Source organism: Paenibacillus sp. FSL R7-0216, assembly GCF_037969915.1.
Lineage (GTDB): Bacteria > Bacillota > Bacilli > Paenibacillales > Paenibacillaceae > Fontibacillus > Fontibacillus rhizolycopersici.
In genome coordinates, this window is sequence record NZ_CP150222.1 from 4,167,511 (window position 1) to 4,187,328 (window position 19,818).

22 protein-coding genes are annotated in these 19,818 nt (G+C 52.3%); 6 read left to right on the forward strand and 16 right to left on the reverse strand.

Annotated features, from left to right (window positions below; genetic code table 11):
- Positions 1-8: 8 nt before the first annotated feature.
- From MKZ15_RS19130 to MKZ15_RS19150, 5 genes are all read right to left on the reverse strand, one after another.
- The gene (locus MKZ15_RS19130) at positions 9-377 is read right to left on the reverse strand and encodes a hypothetical protein (protein ID WP_339817403.1); all 369 of its coding nucleotides are present in this window, start codon (positions 375-377) and stop codon (positions 9-11) included.
- Between the two features lie 31 nt (positions 378-408).
- Positions 409-1,317, reverse strand: a complete 909-nt coding sequence (locus tag MKZ15_RS19135; protein ID WP_339822526.1) for a pyridoxamine 5'-phosphate oxidase family protein — start codon at positions 1,315-1,317, stop codon at positions 409-411.
- Between the two features lie 115 nt (positions 1,318-1,432).
- A complete protein-coding gene (locus MKZ15_RS19140; RefSeq protein WP_339817405.1) occupies positions 1,433-2,059 on the reverse strand; it encodes an ABATE domain-containing protein in 627 nt (208 codons plus the stop codon).
- A 48-nt stretch (positions 2,060-2,107) separates the two neighbouring features.
- On the reverse strand, positions 2,108-2,899 hold the full coding sequence (locus MKZ15_RS19145) for an RNA methyltransferase (RefSeq protein ID WP_339817408.1): 792 nt from the start codon (positions 2,897-2,899) through the stop codon (positions 2,108-2,110).
- Positions 2,900-2,940: 41 nt separating this feature from the next.
- Positions 2,941-3,615 (reverse strand): TrkA family potassium uptake protein, encoded by a 675-nt coding sequence (locus tag MKZ15_RS19150; RefSeq protein ID WP_155606134.1) that lies wholly within the window; start codon positions 3,613-3,615, stop codon positions 2,941-2,943.
- A gap of 145 nt (positions 3,616-3,760) precedes the next feature.
- Here MKZ15_RS19150 and sspI point away from each other — a divergent pair, with 145 nt between their 5' ends.
- Complete coding sequence (gene sspI, locus MKZ15_RS19155; protein WP_193417338.1) at positions 3,761-3,997, forward strand: small acid-soluble spore protein SspI; 237 nt, start codon at positions 3,761-3,763, stop codon at positions 3,995-3,997.
- A gap of 68 nt (positions 3,998-4,065) precedes the next feature.
- Here the strand turns inward: sspI and MKZ15_RS19160 are convergent, their stop codons facing one another.
- The 4 genes from MKZ15_RS19160 to MKZ15_RS19175 all read right to left on the reverse strand — a co-directional run bounded on the left by MKZ15_RS19160 (position 4,066) and on the right by MKZ15_RS19175 (position 9,120).
- A complete protein-coding gene (locus MKZ15_RS19160) occupies positions 4,066-5,649 on the reverse strand; it encodes a peptide chain release factor 3 (protein ID WP_155606133.1) in 1,584 nt (527 codons plus the stop codon).
- A 160-nt stretch (positions 5,650-5,809) separates the two neighbouring features.
- Entirely contained in the window at positions 5,810-7,360 is a 1,551-nt protein-coding gene (gene zwf / locus MKZ15_RS19165) for a glucose-6-phosphate dehydrogenase (RefSeq protein WP_339817411.1), read from the reverse strand.
- A 172-nt stretch (positions 7,361-7,532) separates the two neighbouring features.
- The gene (locus MKZ15_RS19170; RefSeq protein ID WP_339817412.1) at positions 7,533-8,282 is read right to left on the reverse strand and encodes a fused MFS/spermidine synthase; all 750 of its coding nucleotides are present in this window, start codon (positions 8,280-8,282) and stop codon (positions 7,533-7,535) included.
- A 25-nt stretch (positions 8,283-8,307) separates the two neighbouring features.
- Complete coding sequence (locus MKZ15_RS19175; RefSeq protein ID WP_339817413.1) at positions 8,308-9,120, reverse strand: YwmB family TATA-box binding protein; 813 nt, start codon at positions 9,118-9,120, stop codon at positions 8,308-8,310.
- A gap of 69 nt (positions 9,121-9,189) precedes the next feature.
- Between MKZ15_RS19175 and MKZ15_RS19180 the strand changes: the two genes are divergently transcribed.
- Genes MKZ15_RS19180 through MKZ15_RS19190 form a run of 3 tightly spaced genes read left to right on the forward strand, consistent with a single transcriptional unit; the run spans position 9,190 to position 12,910 of the window.
- Positions 9,190-10,281 carry an endospore germination permease gene (locus tag MKZ15_RS19180; protein ID WP_339817415.1) on the forward strand — a complete coding sequence of 364 codons (1,092 nt, stop codon included), beginning with the start codon at positions 9,190-9,192 and terminating at the stop codon, positions 10,279-10,281.
- The gene (locus tag MKZ15_RS19185; RefSeq protein ID WP_213623245.1) at positions 10,278-11,768 is read left to right on the forward strand and encodes a spore germination protein; all 1,491 of its coding nucleotides are present in this window, start codon (positions 10,278-10,280) and stop codon (positions 11,766-11,768) included. Before MKZ15_RS19180 ends, MKZ15_RS19185 begins: the two co-directional genes overlap by 4 nt.
- The gene (locus tag MKZ15_RS19190) at positions 11,765-12,910 is read left to right on the forward strand and encodes a Ger(x)C family spore germination protein (protein WP_213623244.1); all 1,146 of its coding nucleotides are present in this window, start codon (positions 11,765-11,767) and stop codon (positions 12,908-12,910) included. Before MKZ15_RS19185 ends, MKZ15_RS19190 begins: the two co-directional genes overlap by 4 nt.
- 22 nt (positions 12,911-12,932) lie before the next feature.
- Here the strand turns inward: MKZ15_RS19190 and MKZ15_RS19195 are convergent, their stop codons facing one another.
- The 7 genes from MKZ15_RS19195 to MKZ15_RS19225 all read right to left on the reverse strand — a co-directional run bounded on the left by MKZ15_RS19195 (position 12,933) and on the right by MKZ15_RS19225 (position 17,674).
- Complete coding sequence (locus MKZ15_RS19195; RefSeq protein WP_155606127.1) at positions 12,933-13,586, reverse strand: response regulator transcription factor; 654 nt, start codon at positions 13,584-13,586, stop codon at positions 12,933-12,935.
- On the reverse strand, positions 13,561-14,643 hold the full coding sequence (locus MKZ15_RS19200; protein WP_193417335.1) for a sensor histidine kinase: 1,083 nt from the start codon (positions 14,641-14,643) through the stop codon (positions 13,561-13,563). Before MKZ15_RS19200 ends, MKZ15_RS19195 begins: the two co-directional genes overlap by 26 nt.
- A gap of 19 nt (positions 14,644-14,662) precedes the next feature.
- The gene (liaF, locus tag MKZ15_RS19205) at positions 14,663-15,313 is read right to left on the reverse strand and encodes a cell wall-active antibiotics response protein LiaF (RefSeq protein WP_155606125.1); all 651 of its coding nucleotides are present in this window, start codon (positions 15,311-15,313) and stop codon (positions 14,663-14,665) included.
- Positions 15,314-15,427: 114 nt separating this feature from the next.
- On the reverse strand, positions 15,428-16,129 hold the full coding sequence (locus MKZ15_RS19210; RefSeq protein WP_155606124.1) for a PspA/IM30 family protein: 702 nt from the start codon (positions 16,127-16,129) through the stop codon (positions 15,428-15,430).
- 3 nt (positions 16,130-16,132) lie between these two features.
- Positions 16,133-16,633, reverse strand: coding sequence for a PspC domain-containing protein (locus tag MKZ15_RS19215; protein ID WP_155606123.1), 501 nt, complete (start codon positions 16,631-16,633; stop codon positions 16,133-16,135).
- Positions 16,634-16,638: 5 nt separating this feature from the next.
- On the reverse strand, positions 16,639-17,313 hold the full coding sequence (locus MKZ15_RS19220) for a PspA/IM30 family protein (RefSeq protein WP_155606122.1): 675 nt from the start codon (positions 17,311-17,313) through the stop codon (positions 16,639-16,641).
- Positions 17,314-17,377: 64 nt separating this feature from the next.
- Positions 17,378-17,674, reverse strand: a complete 297-nt coding sequence (locus MKZ15_RS19225; protein ID WP_059041158.1) for a hypothetical protein — start codon at positions 17,672-17,674, stop codon at positions 17,378-17,380.
- Between the two features lie 353 nt (positions 17,675-18,027).
- Between MKZ15_RS19225 and MKZ15_RS19230 the strand changes: the two genes are divergently transcribed.
- Together MKZ15_RS19230 and MKZ15_RS19235 are read left to right on the forward strand one after the other, a co-directional pair.
- Positions 18,028-19,308: an ArsB/NhaD family transporter gene (locus MKZ15_RS19230; protein WP_339817417.1), complete on the forward strand. Its 1,281-nt coding sequence runs from the start codon at positions 18,028-18,030 to the stop codon at positions 19,306-19,308.
- A gap of 65 nt (positions 19,309-19,373) precedes the next feature.
- Positions 19,374-19,727, forward strand: a complete 354-nt coding sequence (locus tag MKZ15_RS19235) for a hypothetical protein (protein ID WP_193417333.1) — start codon at positions 19,374-19,376, stop codon at positions 19,725-19,727.
- The last annotated feature ends 91 nt before the right edge of the window (positions 19,728-19,818 follow it).

Consider the following 19,818-nt stretch of genomic DNA (forward strand, 5'->3'; position numbering starts at 1 on the left):
ACATCCCCTTACAGTACAATTGGAAAATACCCATCTTTTATATATTGGGCGAACGGAAGATGTCCTCCCGTGTTTTCATTTCCGACAAGCGGCACGCCAGCTTCCTGCATTTCATCCGCGGTATCGAAGAATCCGGAACATGCTTGGCAGCCGCCTTTGACGATCCCCGACTTCATCGCTTGCTTATACACAACGTTGAAAGGGTGCTCCGCCTTGCTGAACTCATTTGGCCACTCCGTCCCTGCTCCGTCGAAGAGGATATCCACTTCGAACCCTTCCTCGTGAAGCTCATATCCATACAGCAATCCGTGAACAGCCTTCCCTACATCCTGTTGATTCGCTTGGATAATGATCACAAATTTATTGGCTATTGTCATTGAAGCCAACCTCCTGATTATCAATTAGTAATTACAATAATGATGGACTTGCCGGGGAAAACTCGTGAAATTCCCACATGATCGGCGTATCGTTCTCGATGTGTATCACTTCGTCGATCGTGTACCTGACAAGCCTTTCCGCCCCTGGAACCCGGGAAATCTTCGCCTTGTCCCAGATCGTCTCGGCACGTCCGCTCAGTTGTAGCGAATGCCCGCCGTTAAAATCGATAAACAGCAGCCCGGCAGCCGGATTGCTGTACAAATTGCCGAGCGTGTTATACATGGAGTTGCCGAAATAATCCGGAAAAAGCAATGTTCGATCATCCTCAATCTTCACAAATCCCGGCTGCCCCCCGCGATGCGAGGCATCCATTTTCCTTTCCGAACTGGCACTGCCGATGAAGAAAGTATCAGCCTGTCGGATCCAATCCTGTTGTTCCGCATTGAGGGCATCCCCGCGATGGGACAATCGTTCCCTCCGGTAGGATCCGCTGCTTGGTTGCAGCGAACGCTTCTGTATATATTTGGGGCAGTTGCCGTATGCCTGTTCGACCGTTACCCGAAGCTGCTCCCCGTCATATACACCCTTTCCATTGATTCTCATCCGAATTCTCCGGAAGAAGTCGATCGCTAAAAGACCAATATCGGGACGGTCCTGCAAGTCACGCCAGATGGGGTCGCTCGTTGCCGGTTGAGAGGTCACGGTAAGTTCCTTCTCCGAGACCACGTGGATGAACCCCGGTTCACCCGTCAAAAACGAACACCATACTTTCCCGTCATTCGCCATGGTGGAACAAACGATCAGCGATTGGGTTCGCAAATATGAAAAAGCTCCTTGAACTACAACAGACTTGATACTCAAACCGTTCCGCTCTGCAACGATTTGCTCTCCGGCCAACGCCTGAACTGCCAATTCCCCGGCATGGTACACTCTGCTCATAGCCACCTCTCTTTTAACCTCCTTAACTCTATAATGGGTATTATATTTCATTAACATTAACCTGTAAATAAGAATTTTGGGTATTAATAAAATCAAACAAAAAAAACCCGGATACTCATCCGGGGTTCTTAGTTTCTTCATTCTCCGCTCGTTTTCGTCTTTCCAAATAGGCAGCCACCTTCATTCGGTTCCCGCATGTCTTCTGGCTGCACCACCTTCTGGTGCTATTCTTGCTGTTATCGTAAAAATGCAACACGCATTGGGGATTTTCGCACTTTTTTACCAATCTCAAATCATACTTCGTTAATAAATCCACCGCAGCTTCCGCGACGGGTAGAAGTAGGTCGGCCGGTCTCTGGGCTTCAATGTGCCGAACCGAAAAGATTTGGCCACCCTGTTGGAGCAATGTTGTTGTGATGACCTTGCTCCTAAGGAATCGGTTAACTCGCTCTACCTCTTCGAAGGCTGCTTCCGCCCCTTGCATCCCCTGTAGGAGGATGGCATGTAGGGCCGTCCGCAGTTCGATGGCTTCCTCGACCAATGAACTTCCTGCCCTCCATTGGGTTTCGGAATCCGTTGGTTGATCGACGAGTAAATCGGTTTGATTCAACCAGTTCCATACATCGTCTGACGTTTGCAGCAGATCCACGAGTTTCCCGTCGGCAACTACCTTCGTATTCATAAAATCCAAAGCAAGGTGGTTCCCTATAAAGCAAAAGGACGGAGCTATCTTTTTCGGCATCCTACCGCGCTCCTTATTTGCATTTTATTTGCTGACCAAAGGCTTGCCTTAACGATAATGCCGCTGCCGCATCGCCTCATACAGCAGGACGGACGCGGCCATCGCCACGTTCAGCGATTCGGCCTGGCCGCGCATCGGGATGAGCAGCCCGTCGTCCATCAGCCCGCGGACTTCCGGGCTGAGGCCGCTGCCCTCGCTGCCGAACAGCAGCCACACCGGCTGCGTGAAATCGTAAGCGAAGCAGTTCGCGGCCGCCTGCAGGCTTGTGCCGGCCAGGCGGATGCCCCGCCGCTTCGCCTGCGGCAGCACCTCTGCCAGGTCGCCGTGCACGACCGGCAGGTGGAACAGCGAGCCCATGGTGGCGCGCAGCACCTTGGGCCCGTAAATGTCGGCGCAGCCTGCGCCGACAATCACCCCGTCCGCCCCGACCGCGTCGGCGCTGCGGATGATGGTGCCGACGTTGCCGGGATCCTGCACGCCGTCCAGGACCACCACCAAGCTCCGCTCGAGGTCCAGGAGCGGAGCGATCGTCCCGCGGTCCTTACGCACGACCGCGAACACCGGCTGCGGCGACTTCGTATCGCTGCACTTGGCGATCACGGCGGCGGACACGCCGATCCAATCGACGTCCAGCCGAGCGGACGCCGCTGTCTGCAGCTCGGCTGGTATGCCGCCGAGGGTGTCGTAGCAGACGCATTCCACGTCCGCCTGCGCCTGAAGGGCCTCCTGCACCAGATGTAGGCCTTCGATTAAATATTTGCCTTGCTTGTCCCGGTTTTTCTTCTCGAGCAGCCCCGCCCATTCCTTGACGCGGGGGTTCTGCGGAGACAATATTTCCATACCTACTCCATCCTCAACCAATGTTTTTCCGACCGTTTGTCCTAGGACTCCGCGTAAGCCAGCTCCAGCTTCGTCAAATCGTTTTTCTCGCCGACGATAACAAGCACGTCTTCTTCCGTCAGCCGGTCTGTTGCTGCCGGAGAAATATTCATTTTGCTGCCCTGCTTGATCGCCATCACGTTGCAACCAAACCGTGCGCGGATATCCAGCTCCTTGAGGTTCTTCCCGATCATCTGCGAGCTAACTCGCATTTCCACGATGCTGTACTCGTCCGATAATTCGATGTAATCCAATATGTTCGGGGATGTAAGATGATGTGCCACCCGAAGCCCCATATCCCGTTCCGGAAAAATGACCTTATCGGCCCCAATTTTTTGCAGTACCTTGCCATGCAATTCGTTCTGCGCTTTTACGACGATAAGCGGCCCGCCCATATCCTTCAGAATCAGCGTCGTTAAAATGCTGGCCTGGATATCCTCGCCAATGGCCACAACGACGACATCAAAGTTGCGAATCCCGAGTGCACGAAGCGCATCTTCATCGGTGGAATCTGCGGAAACCGCGTGTGTCACCAGATTCGCCACAGCTTGCGTATGATGCTCGTCGGCATCGATGGCCAGTACATCAAATCCCATGTTGCTGAGTGCAGTTGCCACACTTAAACCAAACCGGCCCATCCCGATGACGGCAAACTGTTTTTTGGCTGCATTTGCCATACTCTCACCACCCATAACATAATTCTCATCCGAATTAGTATACCACAATCCCGCAAAGAGCCGCTTATTTACAAGCTTGCATGTTCATGAAACCGATCGGGCAAATTAACACCGGGCAATCACATATTTCAAGGAGGGAAAAAACGTGCCATCCATTACACTCGACCTGCGTCAAGCGGTTATGCACAAAATCCACGGCCAAGACGAGCAGGGGCTGCGGGAGATGATCGAAGGCTCGATTGATGCTCAGGAAGCCGCGTTGCCTGGCTTAGGTGTCGTTTTCGAAACGATCTGGAAGCATATCGATACGTCGGAACAAAATGAACTGGTATCCGTGCTCAAGCAGCAAGTGGATCAGGCCAGCCTCAAACCGTTGAAATAGAACTGCCCGCTAAAACAAAGACCGCCTGTTCAAGGGCGGTCTTTGTTTTAATTAATGCGTATCGCCGATTAAGGCGCAGTTTCCAGGAACTTGGCATCCGGATTCTTCTCCATCGCCGTCCGCATCGCATATTCGTTTTCGAACAATGCAACGTAATTGCCTTTCTTGTCCTTCACCAGCGTCGAATTGATCCGGAACTTGGACGGATCGATCTTGTCGCTTACGATCCAGCGCGCGAACTGAAACGGCATCCGCTGCAGTTGCACATCCACCCCGTATTCGCCTTTCATCCGGTACTCGAACACCTCGAACTGAAGCTGCCCGACCACGCCAAGCAACGTGTCTTCGAATCCGACCGTCGTGAACACCTGGATCGTACCTTCTTCGGTCAACTGGTCGATGCCCTTCTGGTATTGCTTATGCTTCAGCGCGTTCTTCACCGTCACCTTAGCGAAGATCTCCGGTGAGAACGTCGGCAGCTCGTCAAACACGATTTCGCTGCCTTGGCTAAGCGAGTCGCCGATCCGGAAAATCCCCGGGTCAAACAACCCGATGATATCCCCTGGGTAAGCCTCACTTACGATATCCCGGTCCTGTGCCAGGAATTGCTGCGGCTGTGACAACTTGATTTCCTTGCCCGCACGCACATGCTTCACGGACATGCCGCGTTCGAACTTGCCCGACACGATGCGCAGGAAAGCGATCCGGTCGCGGTGGGCCGGGTTCATGTTCGCCTGGATTTTGAATACATATCCTGAGAACTTCTCGTTTGTCGGTTCAATCATGCCTTGCGTGCTGCGGCGTGGTTCCGGCTTAGGCGCTAGCTGCAGGAAATTGTCCAGGAACGTCTGCACGCCGAAATTGTTGACCGCGCTGCCGAAGAATACCGGCGTCAACTGCCCGCGAAGGACCTTCTCCAAATCAAAGGGATCGCCTGCGACATCCAGCAGCTCAAGATCCTGGCACAGTTGATCATGAAGATAGTCGCCGGCCATTTCACGGATCACAGGATCGTTATAGCTCTCTACCTTCTTCACCTGAATCGTGGAATGGTCGTCGCCCTGGAACAGCTCTACCTGATTCTTCATTCGGTCATAAACACCGGATAGTTCGCGGCCCATCCCGATCGGCCAGTTCATCGGCACCGAGCGGATACCCAGCACCTGCTCAATTTCCTCCATCAGCTCAAACGGGCTCCGACCCTCCCGGTCCAGCTTGTTAATGAAGGTAAAGATCGGAATGCCCCGTTTGGCGCACACCTGGAACAGCTTGATCGTCTGCGCCTCGACGCCTTTAGCCACGTCGATCAGCATGACAGCGCTGTCCGCCGCGGTCAGCGTACGGTAGGTATCCTCCGAGAAATCCTGGTGACCCGGTGTATCCAAAATGTTCACCCGATGGCCGTTATAATCAAACTGCATGACGGAAGAAGTGACGGAAATCCCCCGCTGCTTCTCAATTTCCATCCAGTCACTTGTCGCGTGTTTACTCGCTTTACGCGCCTTGACCGATCCGGCGAGGCGAATGGCTCCGCCGAACAGCAGCAGTTTTTCGGTTAGCGTCGTTTTCCCGGCATCCGGGTGGGAAATGATCGCAAACGTGCGCCGTTTGTCCACTTCCTGCTGCAGCACTTGGTCCAATGCTTTGCTCATGCTCACTTTCCTCTCGTTCCACAAATTCACGTTCTCTATTGTAACATATTTTGTCCTTCCGTTAAGCAAAAACACCTTATGTCCTCACCGGGACATAAAGGTGTTTCCAGCTACCCCTATTCTATTCGCCCGCCACCCTTTCGGGTGACGGGGAGATCCATTAATTCGGACTGATCCAAATGACGTTGTCTTCCTCCTGACCGTTCACCGGCCACCAGTGGAAGCCATCCTTCGCAAGCAACTCATCGGCTTCCTTCGGTCCCCAAGAACCGGCAGGATACGTGCTGATGTCGGACGGATTTTGCGCCCAGGCTGCAGCGATCCGATCAACGAAGGCCCATGCCGTCGCTACTTCGTCCCAGCGGGTGAAGTAGGTCGAATCCCCTTGCGCTGCGTCATGAATCAGGCGTTCATAAGCCTCTGGCGAGTTGATGCCCACCAGGCAGCTTTGGCAGAATTCCATCGCCAACGGTTCAATTTGCGATTCCGAACCCGGCTTTTTGGCATTGATTTTCACGTAGATGCCTTCCATCGGGTTCACGCGAATGACCAGCAGATTCGGCTCTAATGTATGTTTTTGACCGAGATAAACATTGGTTGGCATCTGCTTGAATTCCACGACAACCTCCGTTGTCTTGACGGGGAGCCGCTTCCCGGTGCGGATATAAAACGGTACGCCCGCCCAGCGGAAATTGTCCACGAACACTTTGGCCGCAAAATACGTTTCCGTGTTCGAGTTCGGGTCAACCTTGTCCTCCTGACGATAGCCCGGTAGTTTCTTGCCTCTAGTTTCTCCTTCGGTATATTGCCCACGCACCACGTGTTCCTTGACTTCCTGAGCCGAATCGTAAGGCCGCAGCGATCGCAGCACCTTCACCTTCTCGTCACGGATGTCCTCAGGGAACAAACGGCTTGGCGGCTCCATGGCGATCATCGTGAGCATTTGCAACATATGGTTCTGCCCCATATCGCGCAGCGCACCGGCATGATCATAATACCCGCCGCGTTCCTCTACGCCGACCGTTTCGCTCAGCGTAATTTGTACATTGGCAATATGCTTGTTGTTCCATAGCGGCTCAAAAAAGGCATTCGCAAAGCGAATCACTTCAATGTTCTGGACCATTTCCTTGCCGAGATAGTGGTCGATCCGATAGATTTCCTCTTCCTTAAACACCTGGCTCAATTCTTCGTTCAGCTTCTGGGCCGATTGCAGGTCATAGCCAAACGGCTTCTCAATCACCAACCGATGCCAACCGCTGGTGCTCAGCATGCCGCCCTTCTGCAGGTTAAAGGATACGCTGCCGAACAGCTCCGGCGCCAGCGCCAGATAAAACAAACGGTTTCCGGGAATGCCAAATCGCGTTTCCACGGATTCGGTCAATTCTCTGAGCTCGCGGTAGCCATCAACGTTATTGATGTCCAGCGACTTATAGGAGAAATGTTCGGCAAACCGCGCCCATTGTTCCTTGTCACTGATCTTATATCGGCAAAATTCTTCGATAGAACGATAGAGATCGTCCTTGAATTCCTCGTCTGAACGCGGACGCCGAGCCACGCCAACCACGGCGAAATCCTCGGCCAATTTGCCTTCACGATATAAGGAATAGATGGCCGGGAAGAGCTTGCGGCGCGCCAAGTCTCCGGTGGCACCAAAAATGAAAAATACCGCCCCTGGGGGCCGAACAGTTTCCTGAGTTAGATTTTCAGCCATGGCTCCTCATTCTTTCTATGTAAGATTAGTGATGGTTCATTTAATTCCCGATCAAGTACATGTCTTTACATGGCATCACGGGATGTGATGCCATTTTAGCATATTCGCTACTTGGATGCCATCATATAAATTTCAGAAAATAATCACTTTTCAGAAACTTATGCAAACCTTTCTACGAAGTCCTGTCATGAATGAGATACCCCGCTCGAGGCTTGATCTCTTCAAAACCCGCCATGCGGTGGGTTTGATAGGTGATCGGCTTGTGGCTACCCACAATCATCATATTTCGCTGATCATGAGGTTGATCCGTCGGCAGTGTAAACACCCGAACACAGGTCATCACTTCCCGCAATGTCGAGGTCAGTGCCGCAACCCACGTGTCGTCGGCTCCCCGGCCGAACACGTTCAGAAGCAATAAACCTTCCGGACTCAACCTCTCCGCGGCAATTTGAAAGAAACCTAACGACGTCAAATGGGACGGCGTACCCTGTTCGGAAAAAGCATCGACAATAATTCCGTCGAAGATTCCCGGGTTCTCCTGTTCCAGCAGGTAGCGGCCGTCCCCGATTCGCACCGAATCACCCGAATAACCGAAATACGTTCGGCTAATTTCCGCCACAAGCGGATCAATTTCCGCCACCATGACACGAACATCCTTCAAATGACTGGCCAACGTCCCCGCTCTCTGGCCGATCATGAACACCCGGCCTAGCGCCGGAACGTGTTGCCGAAGTAGATATAGCATCGCGCGCGGATATTCTAGTATGATCCGTGCGGGCTGGTTCATATCCATAGCGCCCTGCACCGCTTCGCTAGCGAATTGCAGGACGCGAAACACCCCACGCTCTCCATACAGTTCGTCCGTTTCATAGACGGAGATTTCCGAGTAGCGGCTTCGCTCATGCAGCAGCAGACGTCGCACCAGCTTCTCGCCTCCTTGATTTTCATTAATATTCCACGGTCAATAACGGTGTGCCGATCGTGATCTCATCCATCCCGATGCCGCTGTTTCGGTGGACCGCTAATTGCAGCGCCACGCGATGCCCGCCGCTTTGGACAGCAATCGGGAAGGCGTCAACCACGTAGGTGCGGCTAGCCGTTTGCTCGTCTGCAAACTCTTCTGCTAACTTTAATTTAAGTTTGGGTATTTGATTAATTTTAGCTTCCAGTTTATCGAACGTGACCGCGAGCTTGGCCTCCCCGGAATTCGTCTCCCCACTGGCTGCAACTGCAGGCCAAGCCACGCCCTGAACGGCTGCGTTCCAATCGGTTTGGACCCCTTCATCCGCCAGGGATTCCCCTGCGATCCGCTGCGCTTCCTGTAGACGCTCCAATGCCGCTTCTTTCCCACCTACCGCTTCCAATCGAAGCATCGCGTAGTGCGTGCCTTCCGCAAGGTTTGTCAGCTCCAACTCCGCCGGAAAACCTTCGATATGACCCTTGGCCTCATAAACCGCGCGCCCCTGAACGGATCCTGCTTTCGGGCTCGGCAATCCTAACCGGCTGGCTAACACACCGGCAGCTTCTTCCGGAGAAAGCAGCGAGCTCCATTCTCCCTGCCATTTCAACGTCAGTTGAAAGGGATTTGACGTCACCGCTTGGCCCATAGAATACAAGGCGGCCAGTTGCAACTCCGCCGCTACTAACGGGCCCGGGGCGGTGGCTTCCCGCCCCGTTTCTTTTATGCGCTGCAAACCAACTAGCAGCATGGCGCAAATGAGGATCAACAAACCGATATTCCATAACTTACGGTTTTGCATGCTACGAACCTCCTCTGCGAATAATAAACCATGAATAAAGAGCCAGAACATTTCAGATGGGAGTAGTCTATGATCCGCTCACCGAAGCCAACGAAACTTCATGCCATCATGACCTTGATGCTCACCATCGGGATCACCAACCATGTCTTCATCATACCCGCGTTGCTGCAAATGGCCAAACGCGATGCCTGGTTCTCCGTGCTCCTTGCTGCTGTACCTTTTGCGATTATGGTGTGCTTGATTGGGTTCGCTTCGTCTCGGATCGGCACTCAGCCCCTTCCCGAATGGATTCGCCAACAACTCGGGCGAATTCCTGCTTTTTTGTTTCAATGCATCATCACTGTTTATTTCTTTGCAACGGCGTGGTCTAGTTTATTCGATACCGTCATGTGGATGAAAGTAACGTTCCTACCGTATACCCCAGTACTCGCAACCTCGTTGATTCTGATGCTATTATGTTTCTCCGGCGCTTTAAAGGGGATGAAGACGATCGCCATCGCCTCCGGAATCCTTCTGCCGCTCGTCGTGCTTCTCGGCTTTTACGTCGCCATCGTCAACATCGAATATAAAGATTACAGTCTGCTATTCCCCCTATTCGAACAAGGGTGGAATCCGGTCTTCAAGGGCGTGTTGTACGCCTGTTCCGGATTGTTCGAAGTGTTCTTTATCTTCTTTCTTCATCCTTATTTGCCGGCGCCGTTGGACAAGAAACGGTTTATCGTGTTTGCGTTCATTCTCTTTGGATTAACGCTGGGACCCTTAACCGGGGCGATTGCCGAATTCAATCCGTTTGAGGCAGCGATCCAACGATATCCGGCTTACGAGGAATGGAGAATAGCCGGTTTCGGCAAATACGTATCGCAAACCGACTTTTTTTCCATCTATCAATGGTTGTCGGGAAGCTGCATCCGCATTTCGTTTGCTCTCATCGTCATCGCCGACATGTGGAAGCAACGCTCCACCCGATGGAGACCGTCTTTGCTCGCCATCCTTGCCGTCATTCTCGTCCCGTTAAGCTGTTATACCTTGTCCGACATCGCGTTTCAGCATCTGATGATCCGGTACGTCTTCCCCGCGAACGCCTACCTCATCTTATGCCTGACGTTAATCATTGCCGTTGCCGCCATGTTTAGATCACGCAAGAAAGGACGAACTGCATGAACCCCAGCGACCGGCCCTCCGGCCAGCATGAAGACCCTATTGACATTCCGTTTCTAAAAAAATACTTCCAGCATTCGGCCGACGTCAAGATCCGCCGGTTCGATGCCGATTCGGATCATAACCATCCGATCACCCTCATCTACTGCGAACCGATGACGGACATCAAACAACTGAACGATACCGTCTTTCCGCGTCTGGCCGACCTGTTTCGCGAACAGTCCGACCCCGGAGTCGAGGCGATAAGTCACAATCATTATTTGCCGCTGAACTCGATCGAAGGACCGGACCTGCTGAATCATCTTTCGCAACAGGTCTACTCCGGTATGCTGGTCATTTATTTTGAAGAGAAGCAAGCCTTCTTCACCTTGAATATCTCCAACCCGCCGGGTCGCTCCCCGGAAGAGGCCAGTACCGAAGCGGCCGTCAAAGGAGCCCGTGATGGATTCACTGAAAATCTGACGACCAATATCGGTTTGATCCGAAAACGGTTGCGCACCCCCTCGCTAGGCGTGGAAGAGATCCTCAAAGGGACGCGGGGAGAAACGCGAATCGCGCTGTTCTATATTCAGGATATCATCAACCCGGAAATTCTCGAGGAAGCACGGAGTCAATTGAACGGGATCCAGACCGACGCGATCATCGGCACCTCGTTTATAGAATCTATCGTGAAAGGGGCAAATAAAAGAGCGATTTTCCCGCTAACCGACTACTCGGGAAGACCGGACTACGTTTGCGATGCCCTGTTGGCGGGCCGTTTCGCCGTATTGGTCGACGGGAACCCGATCGCCATCGTCGCACCTGTTACGCTCATGAACCTGCTGATCTCTCCGGAAGATGCCAGTACTCCATTTTATATCGTATCGGTGCAAAAAGCGTTGCGAATTTTCGGACTTACGATCGGATTATTTCTGCCGGGCTTTTATGTGGCACTGACCAGCTTCAATTTGGAGCAAATTCCCGTCCCTCTGTTGGCGACCATTAGCAATTCCCGGCACGGCTTGCCGTTTCCCGTCCCTTTTGAGGCCTTCATCATGTTATTTCTGTTTGAAATTTTCAACGAGGCAGGTAAACGCTTGCCCCAGGCCATGGGACAAACGATTACCGTCGTAGGCGGTTTGATTATCGGCGATGCTGCGATACGCGCAGGGATCACTTCGCCGACCATCATCGTTGCCGCAGCTATCTCGATCGTGGCCAGCTCGACATTGGAGAATCAGACATTAAGCGGGACGGCTGCCCATCTCCGAATTGCTGTCCTACTCTTGTCCTCCATATTCGGAATGTTCGGATTCTTAATCAGCTTTATCGGATTGGCCCTATACCTCTCCTCCCTGGAGTCCTACGGCGTGCCTTATCTCTCCCCGTACTCCCCGTTTGTCAAAAGCGACTTTGTCGAAGCCGTGCTGAAGAAACCTTCGGACTCGATCCATAAAAGGCCGCGTATCCTTCATCCGCTCGACAAAATCGCAAGGAGGGATGATCCTTGAGAGCCGCACTGGCGATCCTCGCCCTTATCCTATTGCTGACGGGTTGTTGGGATATGAAAGAAGCGCAAAACATCAATTTCATCACCGCGCTGGGAATCGATTACGTTGAAGGCCGTTTTATCATCTATACCCAATTGCTGGACTTTGCGGAAATTGCAAAACAAGAAGGCACCGTTAAAACGGGAGCCGGTAAAGTGTGGATCGGTAAAGGCGAGGGGAGGACGATCGACGAGGCGTTGAGCTCCCTCTATTCCGCCTCCCAGCAACGAACGTTTTGGACCCATGTCCGGGCAGTTGTCCTCTCCCGTGCGTTGCTCGACAAGCAGTTACCTGACGCCGTCAACGGGTTGATCCAAACCCGCGATCTTCGGTATACACCTTGGGTATTCGGGACCCATCAGAAGATTCCCGAAATATTTTCGAGCATTTCCCTTCTAAACGAATCGGTCTTGAATTCGGAACTGCTTGATCCCGAGGAAATATTCAGGCAGTATTCCTTCGTTGAGCCCATTCAGATCATTAAACTGATGAACGGCATTAAGGAACCGGCGGTTACGGCGTTATTGCCTCAGATAAGCTGTACGAACGAGGTCTGGAAGGGGGAGGGCAAACCCGTTTCCCAAGTGAAGCTTACCGGCGCTTATGCCATCGCGCAGGGTTCGAACCGCGGACTCGTTGATCCAACAATGCTTCAGGGCGCGAGGTATGTCGCTTTCAATAGAATGGTCAAATTCCCGTTGACTCTGACCTTGGAAGATGGTACACCGGTGACGCTTAGCATCATCCATAGCCATTCGGACATCGGTCTCAGCGAAGGAGACGAGAACCCTAAGGTTCGCATTCGGGTACGGATCAAAGCCTATATCACGGAGGCGGGCACGGCCACGAGGGTCACCGCCGCCGCCATCGATGAGCTGGCGGAGAAGAAAATTGAACAAGAAATCCAGCGTTCCTTCACGGCAGCGAAAGCAAAAAAGATCGATCTTTACAACCTGGAGGAGAAGCTGTACCGCCATGACCAGGCGCGTTGGAAAGAGCTAAGTTCCCGCGGTAAGCCGCTAATCTCCTTGATGGAATTGGACAAGATCCAAGCCGAAGTGACCCTCGTTCATTCCTCCTCCTATAAATTGCTGAACCGGTAAAAAAACGGTTTGTCGGAGATGATTACTCCGCCAAACCGTTTTTATAAGCATAAATAGCCGCCTGGGTGCGATCCTCAACCCCCAGCTTTGCCAATATATTGGTGACATGGAACTTAACCGTTTTGATCCCGATAATCAGATCATCGGCGATGTCTTGATTGGATTTGCCTTGGGCCAGCAAACGCAGAACATCCATTTCGCGTTCAGTTAGCTCCTCATGAGCCGGAGCCTCCACCTTCGGCTGACGAAACCGGTTCATCATCTTGGAAGCGACCTGCGATTCCAGGACCGATTGGCCCCGGGCCGCAGCACGGATCGCCTCAGCGATTTCGGATGCTCGCGACGTTTTGAGCAGATAACTGAAAGCTCCGGCTTCGATAACAGGGTACATCTTCTCGTCGTCCAGATAACTGGTAAGCACGATCACCTTGCAGTCCGGATGCTGCGCGAGCAGTTGCCGGGTAGCTTCGATTCCGTCCATCCCCTCCATGACGAGATCCATCAGCACGACATCCGGCCGGTATTCCTGCGCCAAGCGAATTCCTTCTTCCCCGCTGCTGGCCTCTCCGACGACCTCGATGCCGTCTTCGGTGCCCAGCACCGCCGCCAGGCCGATTCTCACCATTTCATGATCATCCACAAGCAGTACTTTAATCTCCTTGTCTTCCATCTCCATGGCTGATCTCTTCCCCGCTTTCTTCATTGATTAGTGGAACGGTAATCTCAATGCGCGTCCCTTTGCCGGGCGCGGTAATAAACTGTATCGATCCGCCGATTTCATGGATGCGTTCCTGCATGGTGGACAGACCGTAGGAGGCCTGCTTCTTATCATCCAGCTCGAAGCCGATGCCGTTGTCGCGCAGCGTCACCTTGACCGCTTCGCCCCGGCGGTGGATCCGGATCTCCATCTTGTCCGCCTTGGCATGTCGCAGCGTATTGGACATCGCCTCCTGAATGATGCGGAACAAATGGTTCTCGATGCCCTTGCCTAAGCTCAAATCCTCGTCCATCTCGAGCGTTAAATCCATCGGGACCTTGGTTTTCAATTCCTTGACCAAATCGCGCAAGCCTTGGGACAACTCCTTACCTTCCAGGTAAACCGGCCGCAAATGAAGTAATAACGCTCGCATTTCCGACTGGGCGACCGAAGCCATTTCCTCGATCAATTCCACCTGGCGCTGTGCCCTGTCGAAGTCCTTCTCCAGCGTTCTCCCTACGGCCGTGGCCGTCATCGAGATGGCGAACAGCTGCTGGGACACGGCATCATGCAGCTCACGAGCGAGCCGCTGCCTCTCCTCCACAATGGCTGAAACTCGAGCCTGCTCGGCTAATTGGGCATTATGCGTCGACAATCGCTGAAGGGAAGACACTTGCTCCTCCCAGCGTTTACCGATCCGCTCCAGTTGCTCGGCCAGTCGGCCGAGTTCATCTTCGCCGAGCTTTGGAACGCTCCCGGTTTGGTTGCCTTTCTCCCATTGCAGGAGCGCTTCGCGTAGTCCGTCAATTTGGCGTTTGGGACGATATCCCTGAATTAAGCCGTAAGCCGCACCGATGATGATCAGCAGCGACAGTAGCGTGACGCCGGCCTTAATCCCCGTCCTCCAGGACGTTTGGGGGTGAAAATACCCGTATGTATACAGCACGTAAAAGGTGGCCGCCATCATAATGACAGACAGGAGAATTCCTCCGCGCATGCTGCGGGATACCATATTGCTTGGCTTTTTCGATTTCATGCGGGACGTTCCTCCTGTCTTAAGTTAAACGTATATCGACATCCCCTACAAGATAGGAAATGATGATTTTCACTTTTTGTTCACGGATCTCATAATTCGGCGACTTCCAATACAGCCGATTGAGCATGCCCGTTTCTTTGTCTTGGCTGAAATCGATTTGCCCGAACAGAACGAACGCTTCGATCTCCACGCCGTAATCCTCCGGAATCACCAGATCGACATCCCCGACGATCCCTTGAAACATAAGGACGTTATGTCCCCCTTCCACCATCGCCAGCGACAAATCGATGTCCAGCTCCCCGAGCACATGCCACATGCTCGTATTCCGCAAGCTCCACGGATCGCGGTCCCATCGGATACTGGAGGTGATGTTTTGCTTCTGTACATAATTGCCCTGGGGCTGCGTTTTGCGAATTTTCGCGTAGTAATAACCAAGTGAGATCATCAGAATCGCCAGGACCAACATAAAGTGGTCCAGCAGGATCATCCCTCCGCCGATCGCAAGAAAGATATAGCCGGTTTTGACCTGCTCTCCCTGCCGGATCTTATAAATGCCGAACGCAAGAAACAAGAGGGCGACAATGGTGAAGAAACTCAGCCACTTCCCGAAAATCAACAGTACCCCAAATCCAATCAAAGCGATGGCTAAGAACCTTTTCCGTGTATCCATATGCCGCACCTCCCTGCAGGTTCATAGAGTTGTAAAAAGCCATAACGGTATGGGACCCCATACCGCATGGCTTCACCAGTATTTAGAATATCACAATGTCCAACGGACGTGTAGTTATTCCTTGTCTTCTTCGCGTTCCGCGGTCGGGTTCAATTTCGCTTTCAGCGCTTCAAGCTGCGCATCCACCTTCAACTGCTTCTCGGCATCCGCCGGGCTGACGTACGTGGAAGGCGATGTGCCCCGATAGACAACGCCGGCCACTTCGGCTTCGGCTTCCAACTGCATGATTTTCTCTTCCATCCGGTGGAATCCGAGCGAAGCGTTGCCGCTTTCGATCGTATGCAGGCTGCTGATTTGCGACATTTGCTTTCTAGCTTTCGCCATTTGCGCACGGCTCACCAGCTCGTTCCGTTTGTTGCGCAGTTTATAGAATTCGTCCTTCATCTCATGCAGCTGTTGCTTGAGTTCAGCCGCCTGGGCCTCGGATTGAGCATGCAGCTCGGCGAATTCCGTTTGCTTTTGATCGTAATGAATTTTCTCTTCCAGCATTTTGCGGGCCACTTCTTCTTGCCCGTTGCGGAGAGCAATTTCAGCTTGAGCTTCCCGTTGCGTGGAGATGCGAGCTGCTTCGTCCAAGCGTTGCTTCATCCGGCGTTCATTGGCCATTTGCTTGGCCACCGTCACTTCGGCGTCGCGAATTTCAGCCTCCATATCGCGCAGATACTGATTGAGCATGACAATCGGGTCTTCCACCTTATCCAGCAAGTCGTTAACAGATGCTTTCGTAATATCTTTAATTCTTTTGAATACTCCCATGTTTTACACTTCTCCCTTCTCGTAGTCGGAGAGCTTCTTACGCAGCTCATCCAGTTCTTTTTTCATCGCTTTCTTCTCGATATCTTCCATCATGGAATCCAGATTAGAAGCTCCCGGGGCGGCATGGAAGCCGGTTCCCTGAGCGCCCGCGCCGTATTGCGGCGGCTGGGTTCCGTAAGTATTTCCGTTGGGATTTCCGAACGGCGGGCGGGCACCGAAACGGGGATCCTCGTAGAAGTCCCGGCGTTTGGGGCCGTAACCCGGCTGCGGGCCTCCGCCCGGCCATCCGCCGTTATAGTACGGATCGTGAGGCGGATACGGCTCCTTGGAGATGACCAAGGTGGCGATAAAGTAGATGAAAATCGTTGTCCCGCCGGTGAAGAATATGCTTAGAAAGGCGATCAGCCGGAGCACGCCGACGTTAATGCCGAAATATTCGCCCAACCCGCCGATTAAACCGCTGATCCAGCGATCCCTTCGGGAACGATACAAAGGTCTTCCCATCGATCTTACTCCTCTCCCTTGTTATTCAGCTTCTGCTTCAAGCGGGAGAGCTCCTGTTCCAGAGTCGATTGAATGGCGGAACCGGCTTGGTTTACGAAATCCGTACCCGCTCTCCGCAATTCACGCAGGCTGCGGGCTTCCCATTCCATATCGGACACCCGATCCTCCAAGCGATGGAACATCTTCGGCACATCCTGTACGCCGTAACCGCTCATCCGCTGGTTCATCCGCTGCTGTAAACGAAGCGTCTCCATTCTTGCGTAATAATATTGACGTTTGCTATAGACGACCTGATATTCGGTCTTCAATTCATTCAGCTGAGCTTCCAATTCCTGCAGCGATTCCAAGCTTTGCGAGTACAATTCGGTGTATTGCTCCACCTTTTCCTCATACAGCATCTTCTCCTGCAAGGCTAGCTTAGCCAAGTGCTCCTCGCCTGCTTTCAAAGCGAGCAGCGCTTGTTCCTCGCGTTTGTCGCGCATGACCTTGGCTTGATCTACCTGCTGCTTCATTTGCTTAGCATGACCGCTGTATTGGTAATGCAGCTTCTCGGCTTCGGCGATTTCCTGCCGCGTCTCGATCAGGAACTGGTCGATCAATCTGACCGGGTCTTGGGATTGCTCCAACTTTTCATTCAAAGTAGCTACCGTAATATCTCGTACCCGACGAAATACACTCATGACACCCTTCCCTCCTAACCTTTCGGTCCTCATTTCAAGTTATTTTGCGTGTATGCTATTTAAATCAGTAGCTCCGTCTTCCTCTAAGGGAAGAGATACCGTATACGATTAATCCGATACCCAAGAGCGGAACGATCAGCCAGGCCAGCTTGGAGATCAGGGAAATGACCCCGAAAATCAGCACCAGCCATCCGAAGAAGGCGTTCCCCCGGCGAATCCCGTAATAGCCGAGACCGATCATCACGATCGCGATCACCAGGCCAAACAGGCTGCCCAGGAAGGGAGTCAACTTGCCGAGCAGAATCAGAGCGCCCAGGGCAATTAGTACAATAGCGAATACATTCGGTCGATTTGTTTTCATCGATTTATCACCGCCTCTCATTTGATCAACCTTATGTCTTTATTCTAGGTGGAATATAGGTTTTCCAAAACGGACTACGGACGGTTTTTCAACCTAGACCTAAGTCGAGGATGTGCTCAGCCCAAGGGTTTACAGGCTAGGAGGCCGTTCCCCCCGCAAATCCTTTACTTTTAAATAAAATCAGTCTATAATGATGTGAGTTAGACCAAACAATAGAAAATGAGAGTTATCGGAGGAGCCTGCCATGTAGCGGGCTCTTTTTGCCTTTTTTTGACCCGGAATGGCATAATTCTGCCCCTACATGGCAACCTAAAGATACCTAGGGTGAAGGCACCTTGGAGAGGAGAATTATTATGGAGCAACAAGCAATCTGGGCTATCATTATCTTTCTATTCACGTACGGGCTGATCATTTCGGAGAAAATCCATCGAACGATGCTGGCCATGGTCGGTGCCGTTCTTATGATCGTCTTCGGCATCATCGACCAGGAATCGGCGATTCATCACATCGATTTTAATACGCTGGGTCTCTTGATCGGGATGATGATTATCGTAAATACCACAGCAGAAACGGGACTATTCAAGTATATCGGAATATGGACGGCCCGGAAGGCCAAGGGCAATCCCGTCACGATCCTCTGGCTGCTAGCGTTAATTACGGCAATCGGGTCTGCATTTCTAGATAATGTGACGACGATCATTCTGATGGTGCCGGTCGCCTTCAGCATTACCCGCCAGCTTAAGGTCAAGGCCTTTCCTTATATTTTCTCACTGGTTGTCGCATCGAATATCGGGGGTACAGCGACCTTGATCGGGGATCCGCCGAATATCATGATCGGCAGCGCCGTAAAGGAACTGACCTTTGTCGCTTTCCTGCAAAACCTGGCGCCTATCGTCATCGTGATTCTGGCGGCCACCTTACCGCTTCTTGTCATCATGTTCCGCAAAAGTATTCAATCAACGCCGGAAAACCAGAAGAAGATCATGAACATCAGCCTGAATGGCTTGATCACGGATCGGGGCCTTCTCACGAAATGCTTGGTCATCTTAGGCCTGACATTGCTTGGCTTCTTCCTACACCAGACATTCCATCTGGAATCGGCCACTGTAGCGTTGGCTGGGGCTTTCCTGTTGCTATTGCTCACCGGAGAGCATGTGATGGAAAGAGCGTTTCGCAACGTCGAATGGCCAACTATCTTCTTCTTTATCGGATTGTTCGTCTTGGTCGGCGGATTGATCGAAACCGGGACCATTAAGCGGTTGGCCGAGTGGGCCATCGACCTGACCGGAGGCGACCCATTAACGTCTTCCATGCTCATTCTTTGGCTAAGCGCGATTGCCTCTTCTTTCCTTGATAATATCCCGTTCGTCGCAACGATGATCCCGATGATCCAGGATATGGGGGCCATGGGAATCAGCAACCTGGAGCCGCTTTGGTGGAGTCTAGCGCTTGGCGCTTGTCTCGGTGGCAATGGATCGCTGATTGGAGCCAGTGCCAATTTGATTGCCGCAGGCATGTCCGCTAAGGAAGGGGAGCCGATTACGTTTATGCGCTTCCTTAAATACGGCTTCCCGCTAATGCTCCTATCGATCGCGCTCTCGAGCGCGTATATCCTTATCCGGTATTTCCTTTGAAAAGGAAGATGACGGTATGCTATCCTTAAGATAAGTAATTCGATGTCCAAGGGGAGGGATTAAGCATGAACACGCAAAACTCAAGTCTTCGCTGGTTGGTTGCTGTGATTTTGTCGTTGTTTATGGCTTTTTCCCTGCCTTCCTTCCTTTCAACCCCACTTCAGGCGGAAGCCAGCGGGGAAGAAACGTTAGAAACGGACTATCACACTGTCCACCACAAAGTACCGCTGCGCCTCAACAATGCAATGTCCAAAGGTAAACTGTTTATCGACAGAACCCCGCATCAACTGGATACCGTCCCGGCCCTGATCAGCTTTTTGCTGCTGGCGCCAGGGGTGCGTTTCCGCCCTTTATATTGCCTGCTGTTAAAGCGGCTCCTGCTTATGCCCATCAAATTTACGAGTATGTTCGTGGCTTAACCCAAGTTGACATGTTTTGAAACTAGCCTTCTGCCTTGCTTTCACGTTTTCAAAAAACGAAAAACGCATGAGGCTTATTTTGCAATACCCA

What these genes read in the sequence shown, in the direction of transcription:
- MKZ15_RS19220 (WP_155606122.1), bottom strand. Translation starts at nt 17,313, where the DNA reads ATGAGTGTATTTCGTCGGGTACGAGATATTACGGTAGCTACTTTGAAT.
- liaF (WP_155606125.1), bottom strand. Translation starts at nt 15,313, where the DNA reads ATGGATACACGGAAAAGGTTCTTAGCCATCGCTTTGATTGGATTTGGG.
- MKZ15_RS19145 (WP_339817408.1), bottom strand. Translation starts at nt 2,899, where the DNA reads ATGGAAATATTGTCTCCGCAGAACCCCCGCGTCAAGGAATGGGCGGGG.
- MKZ15_RS19160 (WP_155606133.1), bottom strand. Translation starts at nt 5,649, where the DNA reads ATGAGCAAAGCATTGGACCAAGTGCTGCAGCAGGAAGTGGACAAACGG.
- MKZ15_RS19200 (WP_193417335.1), bottom strand. Translation starts at nt 14,643, where the DNA reads ATGAAATCGAAAAAGCCAAGCAATATGGTATCCCGCAGCATGCGCGGA.
- MKZ15_RS19135 (WP_339822526.1), bottom strand. Translation starts at nt 1,317, where the DNA reads ATGAGCAGAGTGTACCATGCCGGGGAATTGGCAGTTCAGGCGTTGGCC.
- MKZ15_RS19210 (WP_155606124.1), bottom strand. Translation starts at nt 16,129, where the DNA reads ATGGGAGTATTCAAAAGAATTAAAGATATTACGAAAGCATCTGTTAAC.
- MKZ15_RS19215 (WP_155606123.1), bottom strand. Translation starts at nt 16,633, where the DNA reads ATGGGAAGACCTTTGTATCGTTCCCGAAGGGATCGCTGGATCAGCGGT.
- MKZ15_RS19230 (WP_339817417.1), top strand. Translation starts at nt 18,028, where the DNA reads ATGGAGCAACAAGCAATCTGGGCTATCATTATCTTTCTATTCACGTAC.
- MKZ15_RS19130 (WP_339817403.1), bottom strand. Translation starts at nt 377, where the DNA reads ATGACAATAGCCAATAAATTTGTGATCATTATCCAAGCGAATCAACAG.
- MKZ15_RS19150 (WP_155606134.1), bottom strand. Translation starts at nt 3,615, where the DNA reads ATGGCAAATGCAGCCAAAAAACAGTTTGCCGTCATCGGGATGGGCCGG.
- MKZ15_RS19235 (WP_193417333.1), top strand. Translation starts at nt 19,374, where the DNA reads ATGAACACGCAAAACTCAAGTCTTCGCTGGTTGGTTGCTGTGATTTTG.
- MKZ15_RS19180 (WP_339817415.1), top strand. Translation starts at nt 9,190, where the DNA reads ATGATCCGCTCACCGAAGCCAACGAAACTTCATGCCATCATGACCTTG.
- zwf (WP_339817411.1), bottom strand. Translation starts at nt 7,360, where the DNA reads ATGGCTGAAAATCTAACTCAGGAAACTGTTCGGCCCCCAGGGGCGGTA.
- MKZ15_RS19195 (WP_155606127.1), bottom strand. Translation starts at nt 13,586, where the DNA reads ATGGAGATGGAAGACAAGGAGATTAAAGTACTGCTTGTGGATGATCAT.
- MKZ15_RS19225 (WP_059041158.1), bottom strand. Translation starts at nt 17,674, where the DNA reads ATGAAAACAAATCGACCGAATGTATTCGCTATTGTACTAATTGCCCTG.
- MKZ15_RS19185 (WP_213623245.1), top strand. Translation starts at nt 10,278, where the DNA reads ATGAACCCCAGCGACCGGCCCTCCGGCCAGCATGAAGACCCTATTGAC.
- MKZ15_RS19175 (WP_339817413.1), bottom strand. Translation starts at nt 9,120, where the DNA reads ATGCAAAACCGTAAGTTATGGAATATCGGTTTGTTGATCCTCATTTGC.
- MKZ15_RS19140 (WP_339817405.1), bottom strand. Translation starts at nt 2,059, where the DNA reads ATGCCGAAAAAGATAGCTCCGTCCTTTTGCTTTATAGGGAACCACCTT.